Origin of the sequence: Bradyrhizobium sp. McL0615, from assembly GCF_049993905.1 — a bacterium.
GTDB lineage: Bacteria > Pseudomonadota > Alphaproteobacteria > Rhizobiales > Xanthobacteraceae > Bradyrhizobium.
On sequence record NZ_CP188254.1, the window covers coordinates 5,571,918 to 5,592,470 of the forward strand.

Below are 20,553 nucleotides of genomic sequence, written 5' to 3' on the forward strand. Positions count from 1 at the left end.
GTCACCTACGGAATATTCCGCCCACCGCGCTCCCCACGCCCCTCCCTACGCCGCGCACCGCGCCGCCGATCGCACCGATTGGACCGCCGACACCACGCGAATAGCGGGCACGGCCTCCAGCGCGACGACGGTCCTTACGGTCAGATTTGACAGCCTCCTTCGCCGCGTCGGTCAGCGCCTTGTGCTGGCCAGCGTTGAGGAAGCCGGTCGTCGGGTAGCCGGTCTCCTCCTGCCAGCGCGCGATGGCCGCGCGCGTCGATTCATCGAACTTCCCATTGATCTTCGTGTCGAACCCGAGCCTGGTCAGCCGACGTTGCACGTCACGACGCTTTGCCTTGGTGAAGCCGATCTGTTGCTCGGTCTCCTGGGTCGCTTCGCCGGCAGCGATCGCCGTATCGGCGGGTGCCGACGTTTCGCGGGGCGCGCCGCTCAGACCAGCCTTGGCAAAGTGCGCGCTGTCGATGATCGCCAGGATGGACAATGCCAAGATCAAGGCGCGCATGACCCTTCCTTTGCCCTCTCCTCGGCTGATGTTGCGGTCTGGAAGACAAGGATACATCGCGCCGCCCCCGAGCTATCGACAGACGGAGGCCCCACTCCGCTTCGTCGCGGGGATAATTGTTGTCCATGGCAGACGGTTCCCCAGCCTCGCGCCAAACCGGAAGTCGGCTCTCGGTAATTTCGGTAGTGAACTCCGGCGGCCGATCTGGACGAGTGTTAATAGCTGCTTTTGTCCCAATTTTGACTTCGAGCCAGGCATCCTATTGCGCAGCGATCAAACGCAGAGCCGATCTCATGCCCTGCCGGACGGGCTTTTGCGCACACGCCCTAGCCGCCCAGCGTGCGCAATCGCGCCAGCGCCGCGCCAGCGAGCGAGCGCGTCAGCTCCGCCGCCGGCATCTCGCGGCCCATCCGCACCGCCTGCCCGGCCCAGAGATTGGTGAAATCGACCTTGCCGAGCTTTTCGGCCGCCGCTTTCAGCGGCCCGAGCGCCGTGGCCGCGTGCGGGAATGCCGGCGCGTCCGGCGAGATCGGACCGACTTCGCGCATGACGCGGTTGGGGACGCCGCGCGCGGGCCGGCCGGTCATGACATTGGTGATGAAGGTGGTATCATCATGCGCCTGGGCCAGCGCCGTGCGCGCCGGCGCAGTCACCTTCGACTCCGGACAGCGCAGATAGGCGCTGCCGATCTGCACGCCGGAAGCGCCCAGCGCAAATGCCGCCGCGATGCCGCGCCCGTCGGCGATGCCGCCGGCCGCGATGACTGGCACCTTCACCGCATCGACCACCTGCGGCACCAGCGCAAACGTGCCGGGCTGCTGGGCGATATTGTCGGTCAGGAACATGCCGCGATGACCGCCCGCCTCCGCGCCTTGCGCGATGATGACGTCGGCACCGTTCTCCTCCAGCCAGATCGCTTCCTTCACGATGGTCGCCGACGACATCACGATTCCCCCCGCCGCCTTGACGCGCCTGACCAGCGCCGCATCCGGCAACCCAAAATGGAAGCTGACCACTTCCGGCTTCAGTTCCTCCACCAAAGCGCACATCGCCTCATCGAACGGCGCGCGGTTGGCGGCGTTGACAGGCGCTGCGGGATCGACCCCCAATTCCTTGTAATAAGAGCCAAGCCGCGTCTTCCATCCGGCCTCGCGCGCGGGATCGGCATCGCCTGCCGTGTGGCAGAAGAAGTTCATATTGACCGGCGCCGAGACCCGCTGGCGGATGATGTTGACCTGCTCGCGCGTCTTCTCGGCTGAGAGCATCGCGCAAGGCAGCGAGCCCAGCGCCCCGCCCTGCGCCGCCGCGATCACGAGGTCAGCGTCCATGATGCCGGCCATCGGCGCCAGCACGATCGGAAATTCGGTCTTGAAGAGGTCGATGATCCGGCGGTCTGGCCACATGGTTTTGCTCGCTTGGGTGAAGTGAAGATGTAAGGCGTCAGGCGGCGAAGGAGTTGCGTTGCCCGTTCAGTATCTGGCCAGCCTCGGTAACGATCCTGTCAACGATTTCGGCCGCCGGCGGAACATCATGGATCAGCCCGACGGCTTCGCCGGCAATGACGGCGGCGATATCGAAATTCCCCGCCGCCTTCGCCGCCGCATATTCGGCCGCGACCGCTTTGACATTTTGCAAGAGTTCGACCTCCCGGCCCATCCAGCGCCGCGCATGATCGTTGATCAGGCAGCGGCCGGTGAACGGCGCCGGCCAGACATTGTTGCGCGACAGATCGAAGATGATGCCGCGAACGCTGTTGCCACTCGACGCCGCGCAGATGCGCCGTTTCGCTTCCTCCGGGCCGTCGCATTCCTGGCTGGCATAGAAGCGCGTGCCGAGCAGCACGCCGGAAGCCCCCAGCATCATCATCGCGGCGAGCCCGCGGCCATCGCCGATACCGCCGGCCGCCGCGACCGGCACCCGGCCGGCCGCGAGATCGACGATCGCCGGCACGATATCGATTATCGTCCGCGACGCGCCATGGCCGCCGGCCTCGGTGCCCTGCGCGATCAGGACGTCGGCGCCGGCATCGAGCGCCTGCCGCGCCATCGCCTCGTCCTGTACCTGACAGATCAGGAGCGCACCCGACGACTTGATGCGTGGTGTGAACGGCTTTGGGTCGCCGAACGAGAGCATGATCGCGCGCGGACCGGCTTCAAGCGCGATGTCCAGCAGCGCCGGCTGTTTGGCAAGGCTCCAGGTGATGAAGCCGATGCCGAACGGATCGGATGCATCGGCAAGCTTGGCCACCTCCTGCTCGAGCCACGCTTTGTCACCGTAGCCGCCGCCAAGAATGCCGAACCCACCAGCGGCGCTGACGGCCCTTGTGAGGCGTGCACCGGCAATGAAATCCATCGGCGCCGAAAGGATCGGGTGTGCAATGCCCAAGCGAGCGGTCAGTGGCGTTGAGATCGGCATGTACGTTTCCCGCAATCTGGACACGCAGCTTAAAGCGAACTATCATTCTCTAAAAATGAATACTAGAGAACGCAGACATCTCTAAAATGAAACGGTTCGCCCCATGGAGTTGAGCGATCTCCTGACCTTTTCGACGGTTGCCCGGCTGGGTGGCATCACCCGCGCCGCCGACGAACTCAACACCGTGCAGTCCAACGTCACCCAACGGGTGAAGGCGCTGGAAGCCGAGATCGGCACCGCGCTGTTCGAGCGGCACAGCCGCGGCATGACCCTGACCGGCGCCGGCCGCCGCCTGCTGCCCTATGCGCAGCGGATGGCCGCGCTGTCGCGCGAGGCGTTGCTGGCCGCGCGCGACGACGGCGAACCGAAGGGACCGCTCGCGATCGGCTCGATGGAGACGACGGCGGCGGTACGCCTGCCCTCACTGCTCGCCGAATTCCATCGCCGCTTCCCGCAGGTGCGATTGAGCTTGCGGACCTCGACGACGGCCGAGCTCGTGGCCGGTGTGCTCAGCGGTACGTTCGACGGCGCATTCGTCGCGGGTCCCATCGACCACGCCGAACTCGATGCAACGGTCGCCTTCCGCGAAGAACTGGTGCTGGTGACGGCGCGGCGATGGGCGAGCCTCGGCGCCTTACGTGCCGGCACGCCGGAGTCCGGCCCCACCGCACTGGTGTTCCGCACCGGCTGCACCTACCGCCAGCGCCTCGAGCAGATTTTTTCGGAATTCGGCTGGCCGTCTTCCGCGCGGTTTGAACTCGGCACGCTCGACGGCATGATCGGCTGCGTCGCCGCCGACATGGGCGTGACGCTGTTGCCGCGCGCCGTGGTCGGCCGGAACGAAAGCGTCGGCATCCACACGCTCACGCCGGCGCAGTCCAGGGTGGAGACGCTCTTCATTACCCGCCGCAGCGCGCATCAATACAGTGCATTGCAGGGCTTTGCGTCGTGCCTGAGCAGCCATGGCGAGGTTATCGCCGCCTGACATACCAACGCCGCAACGCGACGCCGGCCCAAATCGCCTCGACCAGCCCGAACGGCCAGGCGCCCTGCAGAAATCCGTAGACCGAGCCGAGCGCGCACGCGCCGGCGAAGGCGAGGATGAACCAGTGGCTGCGATCCTCCAGCGCATAAGCCACCAGCATCGCGGTCACTGCGAACAGGCCGAACAGGCTCAGCGCATCCATCGGATTCTCATTCGTTCCGTTGTGCGAAATTTCTCTGCCATATTTTTGTAACAAACCGATTTGCAGTGCAGCGTTTGCGCGCTGCGGCTATCCATCGCAACGCGCGCATCACCTCCAGAAATTTTTGGACGCCACGCCCTGCTACGTTAGTATGAGCCGTTAGCTACCAACAACCATAACGTCAACTCTGGGAGGGACTGCGATGCGCACAGCGTTCGTATTGTGCTGTTCTGTTGCCTTGTTGGGTACGGTCGGAACGGCAGGCGCTCAAGACTGGACGAAATCGAAATGGGGGCCGGACGACGAGATCGGCGCCGCCAATTACATGAAGCCCGAACTTGTCCTGAAAGCGGCTTCACTGATCAAGACCGGCAAGACCTACGCGCTCGGCATTCCCGTCGACTCCAAAACCCCCGCCTACCCGCCGCGCGCCTTCAAGATCACCATTGTGCAGCCCGGACAGGCCGGCATCGCCGGACTCGGGCCGAGCAAGACAACCTATAATGACGACATCCTCGACACCTGGGTCGGCATCGGCAGCCAGCTCGACGGCCTCGGCCATATCGGCGTCGAGCACGTCTACTACAACGGTAACAAGCTGCTCGATTTCGCCGATCCCACCGGCCTGAAGAAACTGGGTATCGAAAAGGTCCCGCCGATGGTGACGCGCGGCGTGCTGCTCGACATGGCCGCCCATTTCGGCACCGACGTGGTCAAGGAAGGCACCGCCTTCAACGTCAAGGAGATCGAGGAGGTCGCCAAGAAACAGAACGTCGAGATCCGCCAGGGCGACGTCGTGATCTTCCACACCGGCTGGCTCAGCCTGATCGGCAAGGACGACAAGCGCTACTCGACCGGCGAACCCGGCCTCGGCGTCGAAGGCGCCAAGTATCTCACGGGCAAGGGTGTCGTCGCTGTTGGCTCCGACACCTGGGCGGTCGAGGTGATCCCGTTCGAGTCCAAGAACGTGTTCGAGGTGCACCAGATCCTGTTGCCGATGAACGGTACCTACATCCTCGAAAACATGGATACCGCCGAACTCGCCAAGGACAAGGCCTATGAGTTCCTGTTCGTCCTCGGCCAACCGCGCTTCCGCGGCGGCGTGCAGAGCATGATCAACCCGGTCGCGATCCGCTAAGACCGCGCATCGACAGATGGCGTGGCGTTCCGCATGGACGCCACGCCATGATCGGCTTTGCGCCTGCGCCGCGCCGGTGTTATGCGGGACGATGCCCGCCCCTATCCTCCCCCTGATCGAAGCCGTCACGCACTGGCCCGAGCGCGGCGCCCTCGTCGGCCTCGATCTCGGCACCAAGACCATTGGTGTCGCCGTCTCCGATCCCGACCGCCGGCTGGCCACCGGCGTCGAAACGCTCCACCGCAAGGCGTTCAAGGCCGACGCGGCGCGGCTGCTGGCGATATCGGGCGAGCGTAACGCGGTCGGCTTCGTGCTGGGACTTCCGATCAACATGGACGGCAGCGAGGGGCCGCGCGCGCAATCGACCCGCGCCTTTGCCCGCAATTTTTCCAATCTCACCGGGCTTGCCATCGCGCTGTGGGACGAGCGGCTGTCGACGGCGGCCGTGGAGCGCGAATTGATCGGCATGGACGTCTCCCGCGCCCGCCGCGCCGAGGTGATCGACGAGCATGCCGCCATCTTCATCCTGCAGGGCGCGCTGGACCGGCTGACGAAGCTGCGCGGAGACGCTTAAGCATGGCAGTCGTCATCGCGGCGCTGCTGCCGGTGTTTCTGCTGATCGTGTTCGGCTTTATCCTGAAGCGGACCCTGATACAGCCCGAAACGCAATGGCAAGGGCTCGAGCGGTTGACCTATTACGTGCTGCTTCCGGCCTTGCTGATCCAAACGCTGGTGAGGGCCGACTTCGCCAGCGTGCCGGTCGCCGGCGTCGGCGGCGCCTTGCTGCTGGCGGCGCTCGCGATCTCGCTGATGTGTCTTGCGCTGCGCCCCCTGCTCGCCCGCGCCGCGGTCGATGGTCCCGCCTTTACCTCGATCTTCCAGGGCGCAACGCGCTGGCAGAGTTATGTCGCGCTCGCCGTTTCCGGCAGCCTGTATGGCGATCTCGGGCTTGCGCTGGCATCGGTCGCGTTGGTCGCCATCGTTCCGATGGCCAACGTGTTCTGTGTCGCGGTGCTCGCCCAGTACGCCTCCCCAAACAAGCGCTCGGCCGGTTCAATCGTCGTGACCGTGGCGGGCAACCCGCTGATCTGGGCCTGCGCGATCGGGCTGGCGCTCAACGTCACGCACATTCCGCTGCCAAAACTCTGGCACGAGGTGGCGGACGCGCTCGGCCGTTCATCGCTCGCTATTGGCCTCCTGGTGACCGGCGCCGGCCTGCACCTCGAAGGCTTGTTCAGGCCCAGCCTCGCCGCCAGCGTGACGGTATTCCTCAAGCTGGTACTGATGCCGGCGATCGCCGTCGCGCTGGCGATACAATTTGGGATCACCGGTTCCAACCTCGCCGTCGTGGCGATTTGTTCGGCGGTCCCCACGGCATCGAGCGCCTATGTGCTGGCGCGCCAGATGGGCGGCGACGCGCCGCTACTCGCGCAGATCATCACGCTGCAGACCATTCTGGCGGCAGTGACGATGCCGATCGCGATTGCGCTTGTCTCATAAGAAGTAAGCCACAAACAGCGCCGTCTGAGCCATGACCGCAAGGTTGAAGAAGGCATGGGCCGCCACGGTCAGCCAAGTCGAATCGCTGCGGTACCGCAGGTAGCCGAAAATCAGGCCGACACAGAAAACCTCGCCAACAAAATACCAGTTATATTGAAAATGAATGATCGCCCATATCGCCGATGATGCAACGATTGCGCCGAGCGGCCCGAGGAAGGATTGCGACCAGCCGCGAAACAGAAAACCCCGGACGGTCAATTCTTCGGTGATCGGGGCAGCGATACAGTATCCGACGAGCAGCAGCCACAGCTGCCCGGCGTCTCGCGCCGTCCGATAGCTGTCGATCACGAAGGCGGGAACCGCCTGCCCCGTCAGATATGTCAGCAGATCCCAAGCCAGCAGAAACGCAAGGCTGATGGCGAGGCCGCGCAGAAGTTCGGCGCGGCTCGGCAGGTTCAGGGCCAGGTACTCGGCAAAGCGCCTTCGCGCAATCCGGATCGTGACCCACAGCACGGCCAGCACGAGCGGACACGCGAGGATCGCGCCCGCCGCCATCGTCGGCCCGCCCTTGGCCAATTCCTGCACTTTGGATGGGATGATCGAGGGATCACCATGCTGGATCACCACCGCGATGATCGCGATCATATGGGCAAGATTCAGCGTCGCATAGGCGATCAGGACGGCAATCGTCGAGCCCAGGAAATACCAGGTCCGGGGCGGGCGCTGCACAACCGGCAAAGGGGGTGGCGTGGCAATCTCGGTTGACGACATGGGAACTCCGCTCGGAGGTCGCTGTAGCGCGGTTTTCAGTTCGAGATCAGGAATGTCCAGCGAGCCAGAACGTCTGAATCGTCGCGGCCAGATTGTTGATGCCGTGCAGGGCGATCGTGAGCCAAGTCGAATTGGTGCGGTAGCGCAGATATCCCAGCAGCAGGCCGAGCGAAAAAACCTCGCCGAAGAAGAACCAGTCGTATTGCAGATGCAGCGAGGTCCAGGCCAGCGACGACAGGAAGATCGCGCCGGCGACGCCGAGCTTAGATTCCGACCAACCGCGATAGAGGAAGCCGCGCGAAAATATCTCTTCCCACATCGGCGCGGCGAGGCAGAACGCGATCGCCAGCAGCCACAGCGCGCCGTCGGCCTGCGCGGATTTCAGCACCTCGCCCATGAAGCCTGGCGTCACCTCGCGTCCGAGCGCCCGCGACAGCAGGTCCCAGCCACCGACAAGGATGGCCAGCGCCGCGACACCGACGAAGAAATTGCGCCATGAGGTCCCGTGCAGCGCCAGATAATCGGTAAAGGTCATCCGCGTCGGACGGATCGCGATCCACGTCGCCAGCAGCACGGCGGGCAATCCCAGGATGACCGAGAGCGAGATGGTCAGACCGCTGCCAACCACGCGGATCGCTTCGGCGATATCGAACGATCCGCCCTGCCGCAGCACAAAGTAGGCGATGACCGCGGCCTGGCCGAGAAACATCGCAGCGAAGATGAACAGGCCCCACAGCGTCGTGCCCCAGAACTTCCAGACGCGTGGCGGCTGGTCGGGAACCGCGGGCGGAACGGCAACAGCGCTTGCGGGCGTAAGGGAGTCCATCAGAAGGCTTTCATTGGGGAGATCGAATTCACGGCAGCGCGCGCCCGAAGAGGCCGCTGATGTCGTCATGGGCCAGATCGACCGCGCCGTACATGCCGGCGTGATTCCCGGCAAGGCGCGTGGCGGCGAACAACTGCGCATGCCGCACTGAGACGGCATTGAGCGCGGCGGAAGCCGCCAGCAGCGCCAGCTTCTCGACCGCCAGCCGCGCGACACGCTCGCTGTCCGGCCGGCGGAACGCCTTGCCGATGAAGGTGACGGCCTCACCCGCGCCCGGCAATCCGAGTGTCTCGCCGGTCAGTTCATGCACGATGCTGGACGCGACTTCCGGCTCCCGCGACAGCGCACGAAGGACATCGAGACACATCACATTGCCGGAGCCTTCCCAGATCGCATTGACCGGCGACTCCCGGTAATGCCGCGCCAGTATGCCCTCCTCCACGTAACCATTGCCGCCGAGGCACTCCATCGCCTCATAGAGAAAGCCTGGCGCACTCTTGCAGACCCAGTATTTGATGGCGGGCGTCAGCAGCCGCATATAGGCCGCTTCCTTGGCATCAACGGGCGCGCGATCGAACGACCGGCACAGCCGCATCACCAGCGCGATGGTCGCCTCGACATGCAGCGCCATGTCCGACAGCACCGCCTGCATCAGCGGCTGATCGGCGAGATGTTTCTGGAACACGCTGCGATGCCGCGCATGATGCAACGCGTGCGCCAGGCCTGATCGCATCAGGCCGGCGGAAGCAATCGCGCAATCCTGCCGCGTCAACTGCACCATCTGGATGATGGTACGGATGCCCTTGCCCTCGGCGCCGACGCGCTCGGCATAGGCGCCGTGAAACTCGACTTCGGAGGAAGCATTCGAGCGGTTGCCGAGCTTGTCCTTGAGCCGCTGGAAATGGATCGCGTTGATGGTGCCATCCGGCGCAAAACGCGGCATCAGGAAGCAGCTCAGGCCCTCCTCGGCCTGCGCCAGCACCAGGAAGGCGTCGCACATCGGCGCCGACATGAACCATTTGTGCCCGGTGATGCGGTAGGCGCTGCCGTCGCGCTCCGCCCGCGTCATGTTGGATCGCACGTCGGTGCCGCCCTGCTTCTCGGTCATGCCCATGCCGAGCGTCATGCCGCGTTTTGTCGGCCACGGCGCAAAGCTGGGGTCATAGGAACGCGTTGCGAGGACCGGCATCACCTTCGCCAACAGGTCGGGCTGCTCCGCGAGCGCGGCGACGGAGGCGCGCGTCATGGTGATCGGGCAGAGATGCCCGGTCTCGACCTGCGCGGCCATGTAGAATTTCGCCGCGCGTATCACTTCGGATGCGCCGCCCGCCGGCCTGCCGTCGGCGGTCCAGGTCGAATTGTGCACGCCGGCATGCGCACTGTGCGCCATCAACTCGTGATAGGCCGGATGAAACTCGACCTCGTCGCGGCGATTGCCGCGTGAATCGAAGGTGCGCAGTTTCGGCGTGTTCTCGTTGGCGATGCGGCCGCGCTGCGCCATCGCAGCCGAGCCCCAATGCTTGCCGAACTCGCATAGTTCGCTCTGCGCCGACGCGCCGCCATTGGCCGCGACCGCCTCGACCAGCGGTCGGTCGACCGCGTACAGGTCGATATCTTCGAACGGCGGCGACTGGTTGAAGACTTCGTGGGTCGCAAATGTTGCCTGGCTCATGGCTGGTCCTGGGAACCGTGAATCACTTCCGCGGCATGATCGGGAAATCATAGGCCTGCCCGCCCGCGCCCGGCAGTGAAAAGTGCCACCACTCCTTCGAATAGTTTACAAATCCTCGCCGCGCCATCAGCAGAACCAGCTTCTCCCGCCAGCGGCGCTGGGCAGCCGTGATGGATTTTGCCGCCGTGTGCGACCTGACGTCAGAACAATCATACCCGGTGCCCATGTCGACGCTGCCGTCCGGCGCGCGCAGGTTCACATTGGCGGTGCAGTCGCCATAGTCCTTGGCAGCATCGAAGGTGGCCGAATTGTCGGCTTTCAGATCGACCAAACTGAGGTCGAGCGCGGCGCCGGTGGAATGGCCCGAATGGGTAGCGATGTAGCCCAGGCGAAACAGGTCGGCCTTGCTGAACGCCGGATTGTAGCGTTTTTGCGCCGGCGTTTCGCGGCCGTCGCGCGACCACGCCACCATGTCGGCAACCGCGCGCGTCGGCCGGTAGCAGTCGAACATCTTCAGCGACAGGCTCTGCAGCGCGAGTTCTTCCTGAACGCTCTTCAGCAGCGCGCCCACTTCACGCTTCACCACGCATTCGGCGGCTTGATACCCCTTGAGGGGCCGGCCGACGAAATTGTTGGCGCCGGCGTAGCGCATGTCCTGAATGATGGTCGGATCGATATCGCGCAAATAGACGAAGCCGGCGGGCAGTTTTTGCGCCTGCGCGGCGGCGCTCGCCAGGCAAACCGCCGCGACTATCGCCGCGAGGGCCGTCGGCCTTCCCGCACCCTTGCCGGCGATCACCAATGCCCACGACATGATCCGGACGGATTGAATGAAATGCCGCACGTTCTTCATGGCCTGATGCATCGCGGCCACCCTAGCCGAAACCGGCGGTACGGAACACCGGCAGGCACCGTTTACCCTGTCGCCGAAGCGCTAGTGGATAAGTCCGAACACGGGATTTGAGGCTTGCCCTACCCGGCATCTCTGCCTATAGCTCTGGCTTTAATGACCCCAGCATTAAAATCGACTTTCGTCCTCGGTCACCGGCATCTGCTGGGCATTGAGGGCCTTTCCGCCGACGACATCACCGGCCTGCTCGACCTCTCCGAGGAGTATGTCGAACTCAACCGCCAAGTCGACAAGAAGCGGGCCTCGCTGCGCGGCCGCACCCAGATCAACCTGTTTTTCGAGGCCTCGACCCGAACCCAATCCTCGTTCGAGTTGGCGGGGAAACGGCTTGGCGCCGACGTCATGAACATGTCGGTGTCCTCGTCCTCGATCCGCAAGGGCGAGACGCTGATGGACACGGCGGTGACGCTCAACGCCATGCATCCGGACATCCTGGTGGTGCGGCACCACGCCTCTGGCGCGGTGGAACTTTTGGCACGCAAGGTTGACGGTTCTGTGATCAATGCGGGCGACGGCGCCCACGAGCATCCGACCCAGGCGCTGCTGGACGCGCTGACCATCCGCCGCAACAAAGGCCGGCTGGAAGGGCTCGTCATCGCGATCTGCGGCGATGTGATGCACTCGCGGGTAGCGCGCTCCAATATCCTGCTGCTCAACACCATGGGCGCCCGCGTCCGCGTGGTGGCCCCCTCCACGCTGCTGCCGCGCGGCATCGAGCGCATGGGTGTCGAGGTCGCGCGCGACATGCGCGAAGGCCTCAATGGTGCCGATATCGTGATGATGCTGCGGCTGCAGCGCGAGCGGATGAACGGCTCCTTCGTGCCGTCGAGTCAGGAGTACTTCCACTATTTCGGTCTCGACCAGAAGAAGCTCGCTTATGCCAAGCCGGATGCGCTCGTCATGCACCCGGGGCCGATGAACCGCGGTGTCGAGATCGACTCGATCGTGGCGGACGGCGCGCAATCGCTGATCCGTGAACAGGTGGAAATGGGAGTGGCGGTGCGGATGGCGGTGCTCGAAGCGCTCGCCCGCAACCTGCCGAACGCGTGAGATCATGCTGACCGACCGCCGCCCGATCCTGCTTGCCAATGCCCGCGTCGTCGATCCCTCCAGGGACTTTGACGGCCCCGGCGACGTCCTGATTGCCGATGGCACCATCCGCGACTCCAAGCGCGGCATCGGCGCGGCCGGCGTGCCCGAGGGCACCGACATCATCAATTGCGCCGGCAAGATCGTCGCTCCTGGGCTGATCGACATGCGCGCCTTTGTCGGCGAGCCCGGCGCCAGCCACCGCGAAACCTTTGCCTCCGCCAGCCAGGCAGCGGCCGCCGGCGGCATCACCACCATCATCTGCCAGCCGGATACCTCGCCCGTCATCGACAATTCGGCGACGGTCGACTTCGTGCTGCGCCGCGCCCGCGACACCGCGATCGTCAACATCCACCCGATGGCCGCGCTGACCAAAGGCATGCGCGGCGAGGAGATGACCGAGATCGGGCTCCTGAAGGCTGCCGGCGCGGTCGCCTTCACGGATGGCGACCGAAGCGTCACCAACGCCCAGGTGATGCGCCGGGCGCTGACCTATGCCCGCGATTTCGACGCGCTGATCGTGCACCACACCGAGGATCCCGACCTGGTCGGCGAAGGCGTGATGAACGAGGGCGAATTCGCAGCCCGGCTCGGCCTGGTCGGCATTCCCAACGCCGCCGAAGCTGTCATGCTGGAGCGCGATATGCGCCTCGTGGCGCTGACCGGCGGGCGCTATCATGCCGCCTCGCTGTCCTCGCTGGAGTCGCTGGAAATCCTCAAGCGCGCGCGCGACGCCGGCCTCTATGTCAGCGCCTCAGTGTCGATCAACCATGTCACGCTGAACGAAAACGACATCGGCCCCTACCGCACCTTCCTGAAACTGTCGCCGCCGCTGCGCGCCGAGGAGGACCGCCTCGCGCTGGTCGCCGCCGTCGCCTCCGGCCTGATCGACGTCGTGATGTCCGATCACAATCCGCAGGACGTCGAGGTCAAGCGGCTGCCGTTCGCGGAAGCGGCCGCCGGCGCGGTCGGACTGCAGACCATGCTGCCGGCGGCGCTGCGGCTGATTCATAATGGCGAGATGGACTTCAAGACGCTGATCCGGGCGATGTCGACCCGGCCTGCGGAGCTGCTCGGCCTGCCCGGCGGCACGCTACGTGCGGGTTCCCCGGCCGACCTCGTCGTGATCGACCCCGATACGCCCTGGGTGCTCGATCCCGCCGATCTCAAATCGCAGTGCAAGAACACGCCGTTCGACGAAGCCCGCTTCTCGGGGCGCGTCGTGCGTACTATCGTGGGCGGACGGACGGTCTACGAACATGTCTGATTCATCCCGCGGTGGGAGCTACCGCCATGTCTGACGCATTCCTCATCGTCGCCTTCCTGCTCGGCTATCTGCTCGGCTCGATCCCGTTCGGGATGGTGCTGACCAAACTGGCCGGTACACAGGATCTGCGCTCGATCGGAAGCGGCAATATCGGCGCCACCAACGTGCTGCGCACCGGCCGCAAGGGGCTCGCCGCGGCGACGCTGATCGGCGACATGCTCAAGGGCACGGTCGCCGTGATCATCGCCGGCTATTACGGCGGCGCCAATGCCGCAATGCTGGCCGCGCTCGGTGCCTTCCTCGGCCACCTGTTCCCGGTCTGGCTCAAGTTCAACGGCGGCAAGGGCGTCGCGACTTACATCGGCGTGCTGATCGGGCTGTTCTGGCCGGCGGCTTTGATGTTCTGCCTGATCTGGCTCGCGACCGCCGTCACCACGCGCTATTCGTCGCTTTCGGCATTGGTCGCAGCGTTCGTGACGCCGCTGTTCCTGTGGTGGTTCGGCCACCCGGCGCTGGCCTCACTGTTCGTCGTGCTGACGTTGCTTTTGTTCTGGAAGCACACCGAGAACATCAAGCGGCTGCAGTCCGGGACTGAGGGGCGCATCGGCGCGTAAAGCATCTCCGCCCTCGTAGCCCGGATGAGCGCAGCGATATCCGGGAAAAGTCTAACACCGTCCCGGATGTCGCTGCGCTCATCCGGGCTACACGTCATCACCGCTTAAGCGCGTCCTCCACAAACCGCGCCGCCGCCAGCGCCTTCGCATCGGCGCCATATCGCGCGATCACGGTAACGCCGACAGGCAAGCCGCCTTCCGCAATCAACGTAGGCACATTGACACAAGGCACGCCCATCAGCGTCCAGAGACGGTTGTAACGGGCGTCGCCGGTCGAGCTTAATCCCTTGGGCGCGGCGCCCGGCGCCGACAAGGTCAATATCACATCGACATCGTCGAATGTTTTGGCGAGCGCATGCCGCGCGCGGCCCGCAACAGCCATGGCTTCGTCGTATTCGGTCGGTGTCCCTCCCTTGCTTTCGTCGAGCCGCCCGCGAAGGTTGGGCGCCATCGCGTCGTAATTTTCGCGGTATTCCCAGGCGAGCGCCTGATGGGCCTCGAATTCCTGGATCACCGGGTGCACGCGCCACGCCTCCGCAATGATTTCGGGCAAAGCCAGCGCTCGCACAGAGGCGCCGGCCCGCTCCGCAGCCTTGGTCGCGATCCGCAGCGCCTCCGTGCCTGCTGCTTCCGGCGCATCGGCAAAATCCTGCGTCACGATGCCGATGCGCGGGGTTGGAATGCCTGATGGCAGCAGCAATTCGGGCCGGCCGGTCATCGCGGCAAGCCCGCGCGCCACGTCGTCCACGCCGGCCGCAAATAACCCAACGGTATCGAGTGTCCACGAATAGCATTTTACGCCGACGGTGGGCAGCAAGCGGTAGGACGGCTTGATCGCAGCCGTGCCACAGAACGAAGCCGGCCGGATCACCGAGCCGCCGGTCTGCGTTCCCAGCGCGAGCGGGATCATGCCGGCGCCCACCGCCGCCGCCGACCCCGACGACGATCCGCCGGGTGTGTGGCCATGGTTGTGCGGATTGAGCGTCGGCGTCGGATCCGAGGAAGCGAATGCCGTGGTCGTGGTCTTGCCCACGATGGTTGCACCTGCCTGCTTCAGCATCATCACCACGGCCGCGTCGCCGCGCGACCGAAATCCTCGGTAGATCGGCGAGCCCATTTCAGTCGGGAAATCCGCGGTGTCCATAATGTCCTTGATGCCGACCGCAATGCCGCGCAACGGCCCGGCGCTTTGGACGCGGGCGTCTGGATCATGGCAGACGAAAGCGCCGATGGACTTTTCATGCGCACGGACTGCTTCGAGCGACTGCGCGATCGCAGCGTCTGCGGAAAGGTCGCCGGCATCGATGCGGCGCTGGAGGTCGGCAAGCGAGATCATGAAGGCATTCCTGTGATGAGAACACAGGTTACGGATGGCCTCGGCATCGAGCAAGCGTAACACCCATCACAATCAAACAGGTTGATCACAATCTCAGGTTGGGCAATGCTGCCGCCGCATGCATGACCGGACCCAACTCACGCCCCACCTCTCCGAGACCGACCGGGTCGACCGGCTGCGGCTGATCCGCAGCGACAATGTCGGTCCGCGCACCTTCAACTCGCTCATCGCCCACTTCGGCGATGCGCGCGCGGCGCTGGAGCGGTTGCCCGATCTGGCGCGGCGCGGCGGCGCTTCGCGCTCGGGGCGGATCTGCAGCGAGGAGGAAGCGCGGACTGAGATCGCTGCGTCGAAAAGGATCGGCGTCACGCTGGTCGCGCCCGGCGAAGCCGCCTATCCGCCGCGGCTGGCGACCCTTGAAGATGCGCCGCCGCTGCTCGGCGTGCGCGTGCGCGCCGTGCCCGACGTCCTGATCCGGCCGATGATCGCGATCGTCGGCTCGCGCAACGCTTCCGGCGCTGGGCTGAAATTCGCCGGCCAATTGGCGCGCGATCTCGGCGAGGCCGGCTTCGTCGTCATCTCGGGCCTGGCGCGCGGCATCGATCAGGCCGCGCATCGCGCGACGATCGAAAGCGGCACGGTCGCAGTGCTGGCCGGCGGTCACGACCGGATCTATCCGCCGGAGCATGAAAACCTGCTCGCCGCCCTGCTCGATCAAGGTGGTGCGATTTCCGAAATGGCGCTCGGCCATGTGCCGCGCGCCCACGATTTTCCCCGGCGCAACCGCCTGATCTCGGGCGCCTCGCTCGGCGTCGTCGTGATCGAGGCCGCGCACCGTTCAGGCTCGCTGATCACGGCGCGGATGGCGGCCGAACAGGGCCGCGAGGTGTTTGCCGTGCCGGGCTCGCCGCTCGATCCGCGCGCCGCCGGCACCAACGATCTGATCAAGCAGGGCGCAGCGCTGGTCACCGACGCCAGCGACGTCATCAACGCTATTCAACCGATCCTGGAGCGGCCGATGGTGCTCGAGGCGCGTGAAGGCGATGACGAGCCGCTCGACTTCGACATCGATCCGGATGTACGCGGACGCATCATCACGCTGCTCGGGCCAAGCCCGGTCAGCCTCGACGACCTGATCCGGATGTCGGGCCTCTCCCCCACCATCGTGCGGACGGTGCTGCTCGAACTTGAACTCGCCGGCCGGCTTGAGCGCCACGGCGGCGGGCTGGTGTCGCTGCTCTAGAATCCTGTTTGACGCGTTTTCTTAGCGCGGACGGTCCCCACTTCGCTCGAAAACGCTATCCCTTGTCATTGCGCGTGTCGAAACTGGTCCGCGCGCCCTCGATCTCCGGCAGGTGCGCGAACGCCCATTGGCCGAGCGCCTGCACCGGCTGCGCCAGCCCGCGGCCGAGATTGGTGAGTTCGTAATCGACCCGAGGCGGGATGGTCGGAAAGATCGTGCGCGTCACCAGCCCGTCGCGCTCCAGCCCGCGCAAGGTGAGCGTCAGCATCCGCTGCGAGATGCCGCCGATCTTGCGCTTGAGCTCGTTGAAGCGCACCGGCCCGTCGATCAGCATCATGATGACCAACACACTCCATTTGTCGCCGACGCGGGCCAGCACGGAAGCCACCGCGCGGCAACTGCCGTCGGCATGCGGGCTCGGTGGCAAGGCAGGCACAATCTTGTGCTCGGGTCTCATGGCTGTGCTCGGGTGTAAAAAATGTGCGTTCTTGCGGGGGTTTGCCACGGTCACTCATATAGCGCCAGTTACAAACCTATACCGAAGGGTGACATCTACCATGAAACTTCTGCACATCGACTCCAGCGTTCTCGGCCCCCACTCCGTCAGCCGCCAGGTTTCCGCCGCCATTGTCGAACGGCTGCGCCAATCGACGCCCGGCCTCGACGTCAGCTATCGCGATCTCACGCTGACGCCGCTGGCGCATCTCACCGGTTCGCACCTCGCCGCTGGCCAAGGGGCCACCCCGGACGCATCGCTGCGGGAGGATATCGCCGCCGGTCAGACCGTGCTGGAAGAGTTTCTGGCCGCCGAAATCATCGTGCTCGGCGCGCCGATGTACAATTTTACGATTCCGAGCCAGCTCAAGGCCTGGATCGACCGCATCCTGGTCGCGGGCAAGACATTTAAGTACGGCGCGCAAGGCGTCGAGGGTCTGGCCGGCAACAAGCGCGTCATCGTCGCGATCTCGCGTGGCGGCTTCTATGGCCCCGGCACGCCGGCCGCGGTCGGGGAACATCTCGAAACTTACTTGCGCTGGGTGTTCGGCTTCATCGGAATCAAGAATCCGGAATTCATTTCCGCCGACGGCATCCAGGTCGGTCCCGAGCATCGCGAAAAGGCGGTAGCCGGCGCGCTGAAGGCGGCAAGCGATCTGAGCGCGGCCTGAGTTGAGGCGTGAGCGGCTGCCGTCGCGGAGCCCGACGGCAGCCGCTTTCCGCACCATAGCGAAGCCAGATCAGCAGCGCAAAGAGCCGGCATTACTGCACACGTGGCGTCTGAAGTTGACGCATAATGGATGCATGGTGTTTGGGTCACGCACTTCGCTTGCCAGCAACCGGCAGCGGAGCCGTAATTGTACGGTCCGTCAACTTTACACTAGCGAAAGAACGGCCTCTTACCTTTGTTTTCGGGATTCGATCCGAAGAAAAAAGGGGGCTGTTCATGGCCAGGTTTCGCATACTCACGAAAATATTGGCGATCATCGCTGTGCTGTCGATGATCACCGGCGTGATGGCCTGGATAGGTGTGTCGTCCCTGCATTCGGTGAGCGAGCGGTCCGATACGATGAAGAGGTCTGCGGAACGGGCCCTGCTCGCCACCCGCGCCAACAACAACGTGGTGTCGATGAATCGCGCCGAATTTCGCAGTGCGCTCGACCCGCGCGATGAAAACAGGCTGGCTGCGCGCGCCGTTATAGACGAGCAGGTCAAGCAGCTGGAGGAGCGGCTTACTGAAGTTGCCAAGACCAGCGATCAGAAAACCCAGGCATTGTTCCCGGCGGTCAGATCGGCTCTCGCCACCTACCAGACGCAATTGGCGCAAACGCTTCACTCTGTGGACGAAGCAAAGTCCGCCGATATCACGCAATCGGCCGCGAAGCTACGCGACGTCGCGATGAAGAGCCGGGCCGCGGCAGAGGCCCTGCAGGTTGCTATCCGGGCGGTGGCGACGCGGATGGACGAGCGAGTCGCCGAGAACAACAAGGCAGCGGAGGAAGAGTATGCATCCGCCTCGCGGCTTCTGGAAATTCTCGCCTTCAGCAGCGTGTTCGTTGGTGTGCTGTTCGGCTTTATTGTCGGCCAGTACGGGGTTGCCGGGCCGATCCGCGCGGTGGTCGAGCTGCTGAAACAGCTCGCCGCTGGCAAGTATGACCTGGACGTACATGGCACGGAACGAGCGGACGAGGTCGGTGACGTCGCGCGGACAGCGCTGGTTTTCAAGCAGAACGGCCTCGCCAAGATCCGCATGGAACAGGAACAGAAAGAGGCTGAAGCCGGCGTGGCCGCACAGCGTCGAGCGGACATGCTGCAGCTCGCTGACGGCTTTGAACGCGCGATCGGCGAGATCGTGGAGACTGTCGCTTCAGCCTCGACCGAACTTGAAGCATCTGCCACGACATTGACCTCGACCGCCGAACGCTCCCAGGAATTAGCCACGGTGGTTTCGGCCGCTTCAGAAGAAGCGTCCACCAATGTGCAATCGGTGGCCTCCGCGACGGAGGAACTATCTTCTTCAGTCAACGAAATAAGCCGTCAGGTCCAGGAATCAGCTCGGATGGCATCCGAAGCGGTCCAGCAGGCCAAGGCGACCAATGATCGCGTCGGCGAATTGTCCAAGGCGGCAGCCCGTATCGGGGACGTTGTCGAACTGATCAATACCATCGCCGGCCAGACCAATCTTCTGGCACTGAACGCTACGATCGAGGCGGCGCGCGCAGGCGAGGCGGGCCGTGGCTTTGCGGTCGTGGCTTCCGAGGTCAAGGCTCTTGCCGAGCAGACTGCGAAGGCTACCGGCGAGATCAGTCAGCAGATTTCGGGCATCCAGGGAGCGACCCAGGTGTCGGTGCACGCAATCAGGGAGATCAGTGGCACGATCGAACGGCTATCGGAGATTTCCTCGACCATTGCGGCTGCGGTGGAGGAGCAAGGTGCAGCCACTCAGGAAATTTCCCGCAATGTCCAGCAGGCTGCCGAAGGCACCCAGCAGGTCTCCTCCAACATCACCAACGTCCAGCGCGGTGCCACCGAGACCGGGTCGGCATCCTCGCAGGTACTGTCCTCGGCGCAAATGCTGTCGGGCGACAGCAATCGCCTCAAGATCGAAGTCGCGAAGTTCCTCACTTCGGTTCGGGCCGCCTGATGGCTCACCTGGTTGCGTTCGAGAGCCGCTTGTTCACTCAAGCGGCTCTCCTCGTTCGCATAGGTATGCCTAATTGCTGCAAAACCATCTCATCCCCGATAGATCGGCGCACCGCTCGGAGAGGCTGTCGCGCCACCGTCGACGAACAATTCCTGGCCCTGCACATGGGCCGCATCATCTGATGCCAGGAACAGGACCGTCTTGGAAATGTGGTCGGGTTCGCCGATGCGGCCGAGCGGCGTGGTTGCGCCGATGCGCTTCTCGAACGCCTTCTCGGCTTCGGGCGTCGCGATCGCAGCGCCCCAGATCGGGGTGCGAATCGCCCCGGGCGAGACCACGTTGACGCGGATACCGCGCGGCGACAATTCCGACGCCATGATCCGCGCCATTGCGCGCACCCCGGCTTTCGCCGCGCCATAGGCCGAATAGCCGGGACTGCCGAGCACGGAAATCACCGACCCGTTGAGGATGATGGAGGCGTTATCGTTGAGATATGGCAGCGCGGATTGCACGGTGAAGAACACGCTGGTGAGGTTGGTGCGGATGACTTTTTCGAACGTCTCGAGGTCGGCGCCGCCGAGCGGCGTGGCTCCCGGGATACCGGCATTCGCAAACAGGATGTCGTACTTGCCGAATTTTTCGGCCCCCTTCCTGATCGCTGCTTCGGTCGCTGCGATGTCGGTGGCATCAGCCACGAGCGCAAGCGCGTTCGGACCTAATTCCCTGGCCGCAGCATCGAGCGTCGCCTGATTGCGCCCCGTGATGACGACCTTGGCCCCCTCCGCCACGAACAGTTTTGCGGTCGCCAGACCGATGCCGCTGTTGCCGCCTGTGATCAGCGCCGTCTTGTTCGCGAGCCTCATGGCTGTCTCCGATGGTTGCGTTATTAAACTAGATTGCCTACCTAGGGCATCTGGTTTAATATTGCAACTACACAAGGCCGT

21 protein-coding genes are annotated in these 20,553 nt (G+C 64.4%); 10 read left to right on the top strand and 11 right to left on the bottom strand.

What is annotated here, in order from left to right; all coding sequences use genetic code 11:
• Window position 1: 1 nt before the first annotated feature.
• From ACPPVP_RS26620 to ACPPVP_RS26630, 3 genes are all read right to left on the bottom strand, one after another.
• Window positions 2-502 carry a peptidoglycan-binding domain-containing protein gene (locus ACPPVP_RS26620; RefSeq protein ID WP_426525980.1) on the bottom strand — a complete coding sequence of 167 codons (501 nt, stop codon included), beginning with the start codon at window positions 500-502 and terminating at the stop codon, window positions 2-4.
• Between the two features lie 326 nt (window positions 503-828).
• Window positions 829-1,905, bottom strand: a complete 1,077-nt coding sequence (locus ACPPVP_RS26625; protein ID WP_426525982.1) for an NAD(P)H-dependent flavin oxidoreductase — start codon at window positions 1,903-1,905, stop codon at window positions 829-831.
• Window positions 1,906-1,942: 37 nt separating this feature from the next.
• Complete coding sequence (locus ACPPVP_RS26630) at window positions 1,943-2,917, bottom strand: NAD(P)H-dependent flavin oxidoreductase (protein WP_426525984.1); 975 nt, start codon at window positions 2,915-2,917, stop codon at window positions 1,943-1,945.
• Between the two features lie 103 nt (window positions 2,918-3,020).
• Here ACPPVP_RS26630 and ACPPVP_RS26635 point away from each other — a divergent pair, with 103 nt between their 5' ends.
• Window positions 3,021-3,902, top strand: a complete 882-nt coding sequence (locus tag ACPPVP_RS26635) for a LysR substrate-binding domain-containing protein (protein WP_426525986.1) — start codon at window positions 3,021-3,023, stop codon at window positions 3,900-3,902.
• Here ACPPVP_RS26635 and ACPPVP_RS26640 read toward each other — a convergent pair.
• A complete protein-coding gene (locus ACPPVP_RS26640; RefSeq protein ID WP_426525988.1) occupies window positions 3,889-4,104 on the bottom strand; it encodes a hypothetical protein in 216 nt (71 codons plus the stop codon). The two genes, ACPPVP_RS26635 and ACPPVP_RS26640, sit on opposite strands and share 14 nt — an antisense overlap.
• A gap of 202 nt (window positions 4,105-4,306) precedes the next feature.
• Between ACPPVP_RS26640 and ACPPVP_RS26645 the strand changes: the two genes are divergently transcribed.
• From ACPPVP_RS26645 to ACPPVP_RS26655, 3 genes are all read left to right on the top strand, one after another.
• Window positions 4,307-5,242, top strand: a complete 936-nt coding sequence (locus ACPPVP_RS26645) for a cyclase family protein (protein WP_426525990.1) — start codon at window positions 4,307-4,309, stop codon at window positions 5,240-5,242.
• A 91-nt stretch (window positions 5,243-5,333) separates the two neighbouring features.
• Window positions 5,334-5,816 carry a Holliday junction resolvase RuvX gene (gene ruvX / locus ACPPVP_RS26650; RefSeq protein ID WP_426525992.1) on the top strand — a complete coding sequence of 161 codons (483 nt, stop codon included), beginning with the start codon at window positions 5,334-5,336 and terminating at the stop codon, window positions 5,814-5,816.
• 2 nt (window positions 5,817-5,818) lie between these two features.
• Complete coding sequence (locus tag ACPPVP_RS26655) at window positions 5,819-6,742, top strand: AEC family transporter (protein ID WP_426525994.1); 924 nt, start codon at window positions 5,819-5,821, stop codon at window positions 6,740-6,742.
• Here ACPPVP_RS26655 and ACPPVP_RS26660 read toward each other — a convergent pair.
• Genes ACPPVP_RS26660 through ACPPVP_RS26675 form a run of 4 tightly spaced genes read right to left on the bottom strand, consistent with a single transcriptional unit; the run spans window position 6,737 to window position 10,825 of the window.
• Window positions 6,737-7,513, bottom strand: coding sequence for a CPBP family intramembrane glutamic endopeptidase (locus ACPPVP_RS26660; protein ID WP_426525996.1), 777 nt, complete (start codon window positions 7,511-7,513; stop codon window positions 6,737-6,739). The two genes, ACPPVP_RS26655 and ACPPVP_RS26660, sit on opposite strands and share 6 nt — an antisense overlap.
• 46 nt (window positions 7,514-7,559) lie before the next feature.
• Window positions 7,560-8,339: a CPBP family intramembrane glutamic endopeptidase gene (locus ACPPVP_RS26665; RefSeq protein ID WP_426538072.1), complete on the bottom strand. Its 780-nt coding sequence runs from the start codon at window positions 8,337-8,339 to the stop codon at window positions 7,560-7,562.
• 28 nt (window positions 8,340-8,367) lie between these two features.
• Window positions 8,368-10,011 (bottom strand): acyl-CoA dehydrogenase family protein, encoded by a 1,644-nt coding sequence (locus ACPPVP_RS26670; RefSeq protein ID WP_426525998.1) that lies wholly within the window; start codon window positions 10,009-10,011, stop codon window positions 8,368-8,370.
• A 22-nt stretch (window positions 10,012-10,033) separates the two neighbouring features.
• Window positions 10,034-10,825, bottom strand: a complete 792-nt coding sequence (locus tag ACPPVP_RS26675) for a M15 family metallopeptidase (RefSeq protein ID WP_426538074.1) — start codon at window positions 10,823-10,825, stop codon at window positions 10,034-10,036.
• A 192-nt stretch (window positions 10,826-11,017) separates the two neighbouring features.
• Here ACPPVP_RS26675 and ACPPVP_RS26680 point away from each other — a divergent pair, with 192 nt between their 5' ends.
• From ACPPVP_RS26680 to plsY, 3 genes are read left to right on the top strand one after another with little or no spacing between them, the layout of a single operon-like run.
• Window positions 11,018-11,971, top strand: a complete 954-nt coding sequence (locus ACPPVP_RS26680; protein WP_426526000.1) for an aspartate carbamoyltransferase catalytic subunit — start codon at window positions 11,018-11,020, stop codon at window positions 11,969-11,971.
• Between the two features lie 4 nt (window positions 11,972-11,975).
• Window positions 11,976-13,277, top strand: coding sequence for a dihydroorotase (locus tag ACPPVP_RS26685; RefSeq protein ID WP_426526002.1), 1,302 nt, complete (start codon window positions 11,976-11,978; stop codon window positions 13,275-13,277).
• Window positions 13,278-13,303: 26 nt separating this feature from the next.
• Entirely contained in the window at window positions 13,304-13,891 is a 588-nt protein-coding gene (gene plsY / locus ACPPVP_RS26690) for a glycerol-3-phosphate 1-O-acyltransferase PlsY (RefSeq protein ID WP_426526004.1), read from the top strand.
• 97 nt (window positions 13,892-13,988) lie between these two features.
• Here plsY and ACPPVP_RS26695 read toward each other — a convergent pair whose 3' ends face one another.
• Window positions 13,989-15,227, bottom strand: a complete 1,239-nt coding sequence (locus ACPPVP_RS26695; RefSeq protein ID WP_426526006.1) for an amidase — start codon at window positions 15,225-15,227, stop codon at window positions 13,989-13,991.
• A gap of 118 nt (window positions 15,228-15,345) precedes the next feature.
• Here ACPPVP_RS26695 and dprA point away from each other — a divergent pair, with 118 nt between their 5' ends.
• Window positions 15,346-16,470 carry a DNA-processing protein DprA gene (gene dprA, locus ACPPVP_RS26700; protein ID WP_426526008.1) on the top strand — a complete coding sequence of 375 codons (1,125 nt, stop codon included), beginning with the start codon at window positions 15,346-15,348 and terminating at the stop codon, window positions 16,468-16,470.
• A 55-nt stretch (window positions 16,471-16,525) separates the two neighbouring features.
• Here the strand turns inward: dprA and ACPPVP_RS26705 are convergent, their stop codons facing one another.
• Window positions 16,526-16,927, bottom strand: coding sequence for a winged helix-turn-helix transcriptional regulator (locus ACPPVP_RS26705; RefSeq protein WP_426526010.1), 402 nt, complete (start codon window positions 16,925-16,927; stop codon window positions 16,526-16,528).
• Between the two features lie 100 nt (window positions 16,928-17,027).
• Here ACPPVP_RS26705 and ACPPVP_RS26710 point away from each other — a divergent pair, with 100 nt between their 5' ends.
• Entirely contained in the window at window positions 17,028-17,636 is a 609-nt protein-coding gene (locus ACPPVP_RS26710; RefSeq protein WP_426526012.1) for an FMN-dependent NADH-azoreductase, read from the top strand.
• A 329-nt stretch (window positions 17,637-17,965) separates the two neighbouring features.
• A complete protein-coding gene (locus ACPPVP_RS26715; RefSeq protein WP_426538076.1) occupies window positions 17,966-19,609 on the top strand; it encodes a methyl-accepting chemotaxis protein in 1,644 nt (547 codons plus the stop codon).
• Window positions 19,610-19,698: 89 nt separating this feature from the next.
• Here the strand turns inward: ACPPVP_RS26715 and ACPPVP_RS26720 are convergent, their stop codons facing one another.
• Window positions 19,699-20,472: a glucose 1-dehydrogenase gene (locus tag ACPPVP_RS26720; RefSeq protein WP_426526014.1), complete on the bottom strand. Its 774-nt coding sequence runs from the start codon at window positions 20,470-20,472 to the stop codon at window positions 19,699-19,701.
• Window positions 20,473-20,553 lie beyond the last annotated feature (81 nt).

Coding starts and splice junctions, on each gene's coding strand:
- ACPPVP_RS26695 (WP_426526006.1), bottom strand. CDS start 15,227: ATGATCTCGCTTGCCGACCTCCAGCGCCGCATCGATGCCGGCGACCTT.
- ACPPVP_RS26715 (WP_426538076.1), top strand. CDS start 17,966: ATGATCACCGGCGTGATGGCCTGGATAGGTGTGTCGTCCCTGCATTCG.
- ruvX (WP_426525992.1), top strand. CDS start 5,334: ATGCCCGCCCCTATCCTCCCCCTGATCGAAGCCGTCACGCACTGGCCC.
- ACPPVP_RS26685 (WP_426526002.1), top strand. CDS start 11,976: ATGCTGACCGACCGCCGCCCGATCCTGCTTGCCAATGCCCGCGTCGTC.
- dprA (WP_426526008.1), top strand. CDS start 15,346: ATGCATGACCGGACCCAACTCACGCCCCACCTCTCCGAGACCGACCGG.
- ACPPVP_RS26645 (WP_426525990.1), top strand. CDS start 4,307: ATGCGCACAGCGTTCGTATTGTGCTGTTCTGTTGCCTTGTTGGGTACG.
- plsY (WP_426526004.1), top strand. CDS start 13,304: ATGTCTGACGCATTCCTCATCGTCGCCTTCCTGCTCGGCTATCTGCTC.
- ACPPVP_RS26620 (WP_426525980.1), bottom strand. CDS start 502: ATGCGCGCCTTGATCTTGGCATTGTCCATCCTGGCGATCATCGACAGC.
- ACPPVP_RS26635 (WP_426525986.1), top strand. CDS start 3,021: ATGGAGTTGAGCGATCTCCTGACCTTTTCGACGGTTGCCCGGCTGGGT.
- ACPPVP_RS26705 (WP_426526010.1), bottom strand. CDS start 16,927: ATGAGACCCGAGCACAAGATTGTGCCTGCCTTGCCACCGAGCCCGCAT.
- ACPPVP_RS26630 (WP_426525984.1), bottom strand. CDS start 2,917: ATGCCGATCTCAACGCCACTGACCGCTCGCTTGGGCATTGCACACCCG.
- ACPPVP_RS26640 (WP_426525988.1), bottom strand. CDS start 4,104: ATGGATGCGCTGAGCCTGTTCGGCCTGTTCGCAGTGACCGCGATGCTG.
- ACPPVP_RS26665 (WP_426538072.1), bottom strand. CDS start 8,339: ATGGACTCCCTTACGCCCGCAAGCGCTGTTGCCGTTCCGCCCGCGGTT.
- ACPPVP_RS26655 (WP_426525994.1), top strand. CDS start 5,819: ATGGCAGTCGTCATCGCGGCGCTGCTGCCGGTGTTTCTGCTGATCGTG.
- ACPPVP_RS26675 (WP_426538074.1), bottom strand. CDS start 10,825: ATGTCGTGGGCATTGGTGATCGCCGGCAAGGGTGCGGGAAGGCCGACG.
- ACPPVP_RS26625 (WP_426525982.1), bottom strand. CDS start 1,905: ATGTGGCCAGACCGCCGGATCATCGACCTCTTCAAGACCGAATTTCCG.
- ACPPVP_RS26670 (WP_426525998.1), bottom strand. CDS start 10,011: ATGAGCCAGGCAACATTTGCGACCCACGAAGTCTTCAACCAGTCGCCG.
- ACPPVP_RS26720 (WP_426526014.1), bottom strand. CDS start 20,472: ATGAGGCTCGCGAACAAGACGGCGCTGATCACAGGCGGCAACAGCGGC.
- ACPPVP_RS26660 (WP_426525996.1), bottom strand. CDS start 7,513: ATGTCGTCAACCGAGATTGCCACGCCACCCCCTTTGCCGGTTGTGCAG.
- ACPPVP_RS26710 (WP_426526012.1), top strand. CDS start 17,028: ATGAAACTTCTGCACATCGACTCCAGCGTTCTCGGCCCCCACTCCGTC.
- ACPPVP_RS26680 (WP_426526000.1), top strand. CDS start 11,018: ATGACCCCAGCATTAAAATCGACTTTCGTCCTCGGTCACCGGCATCTG.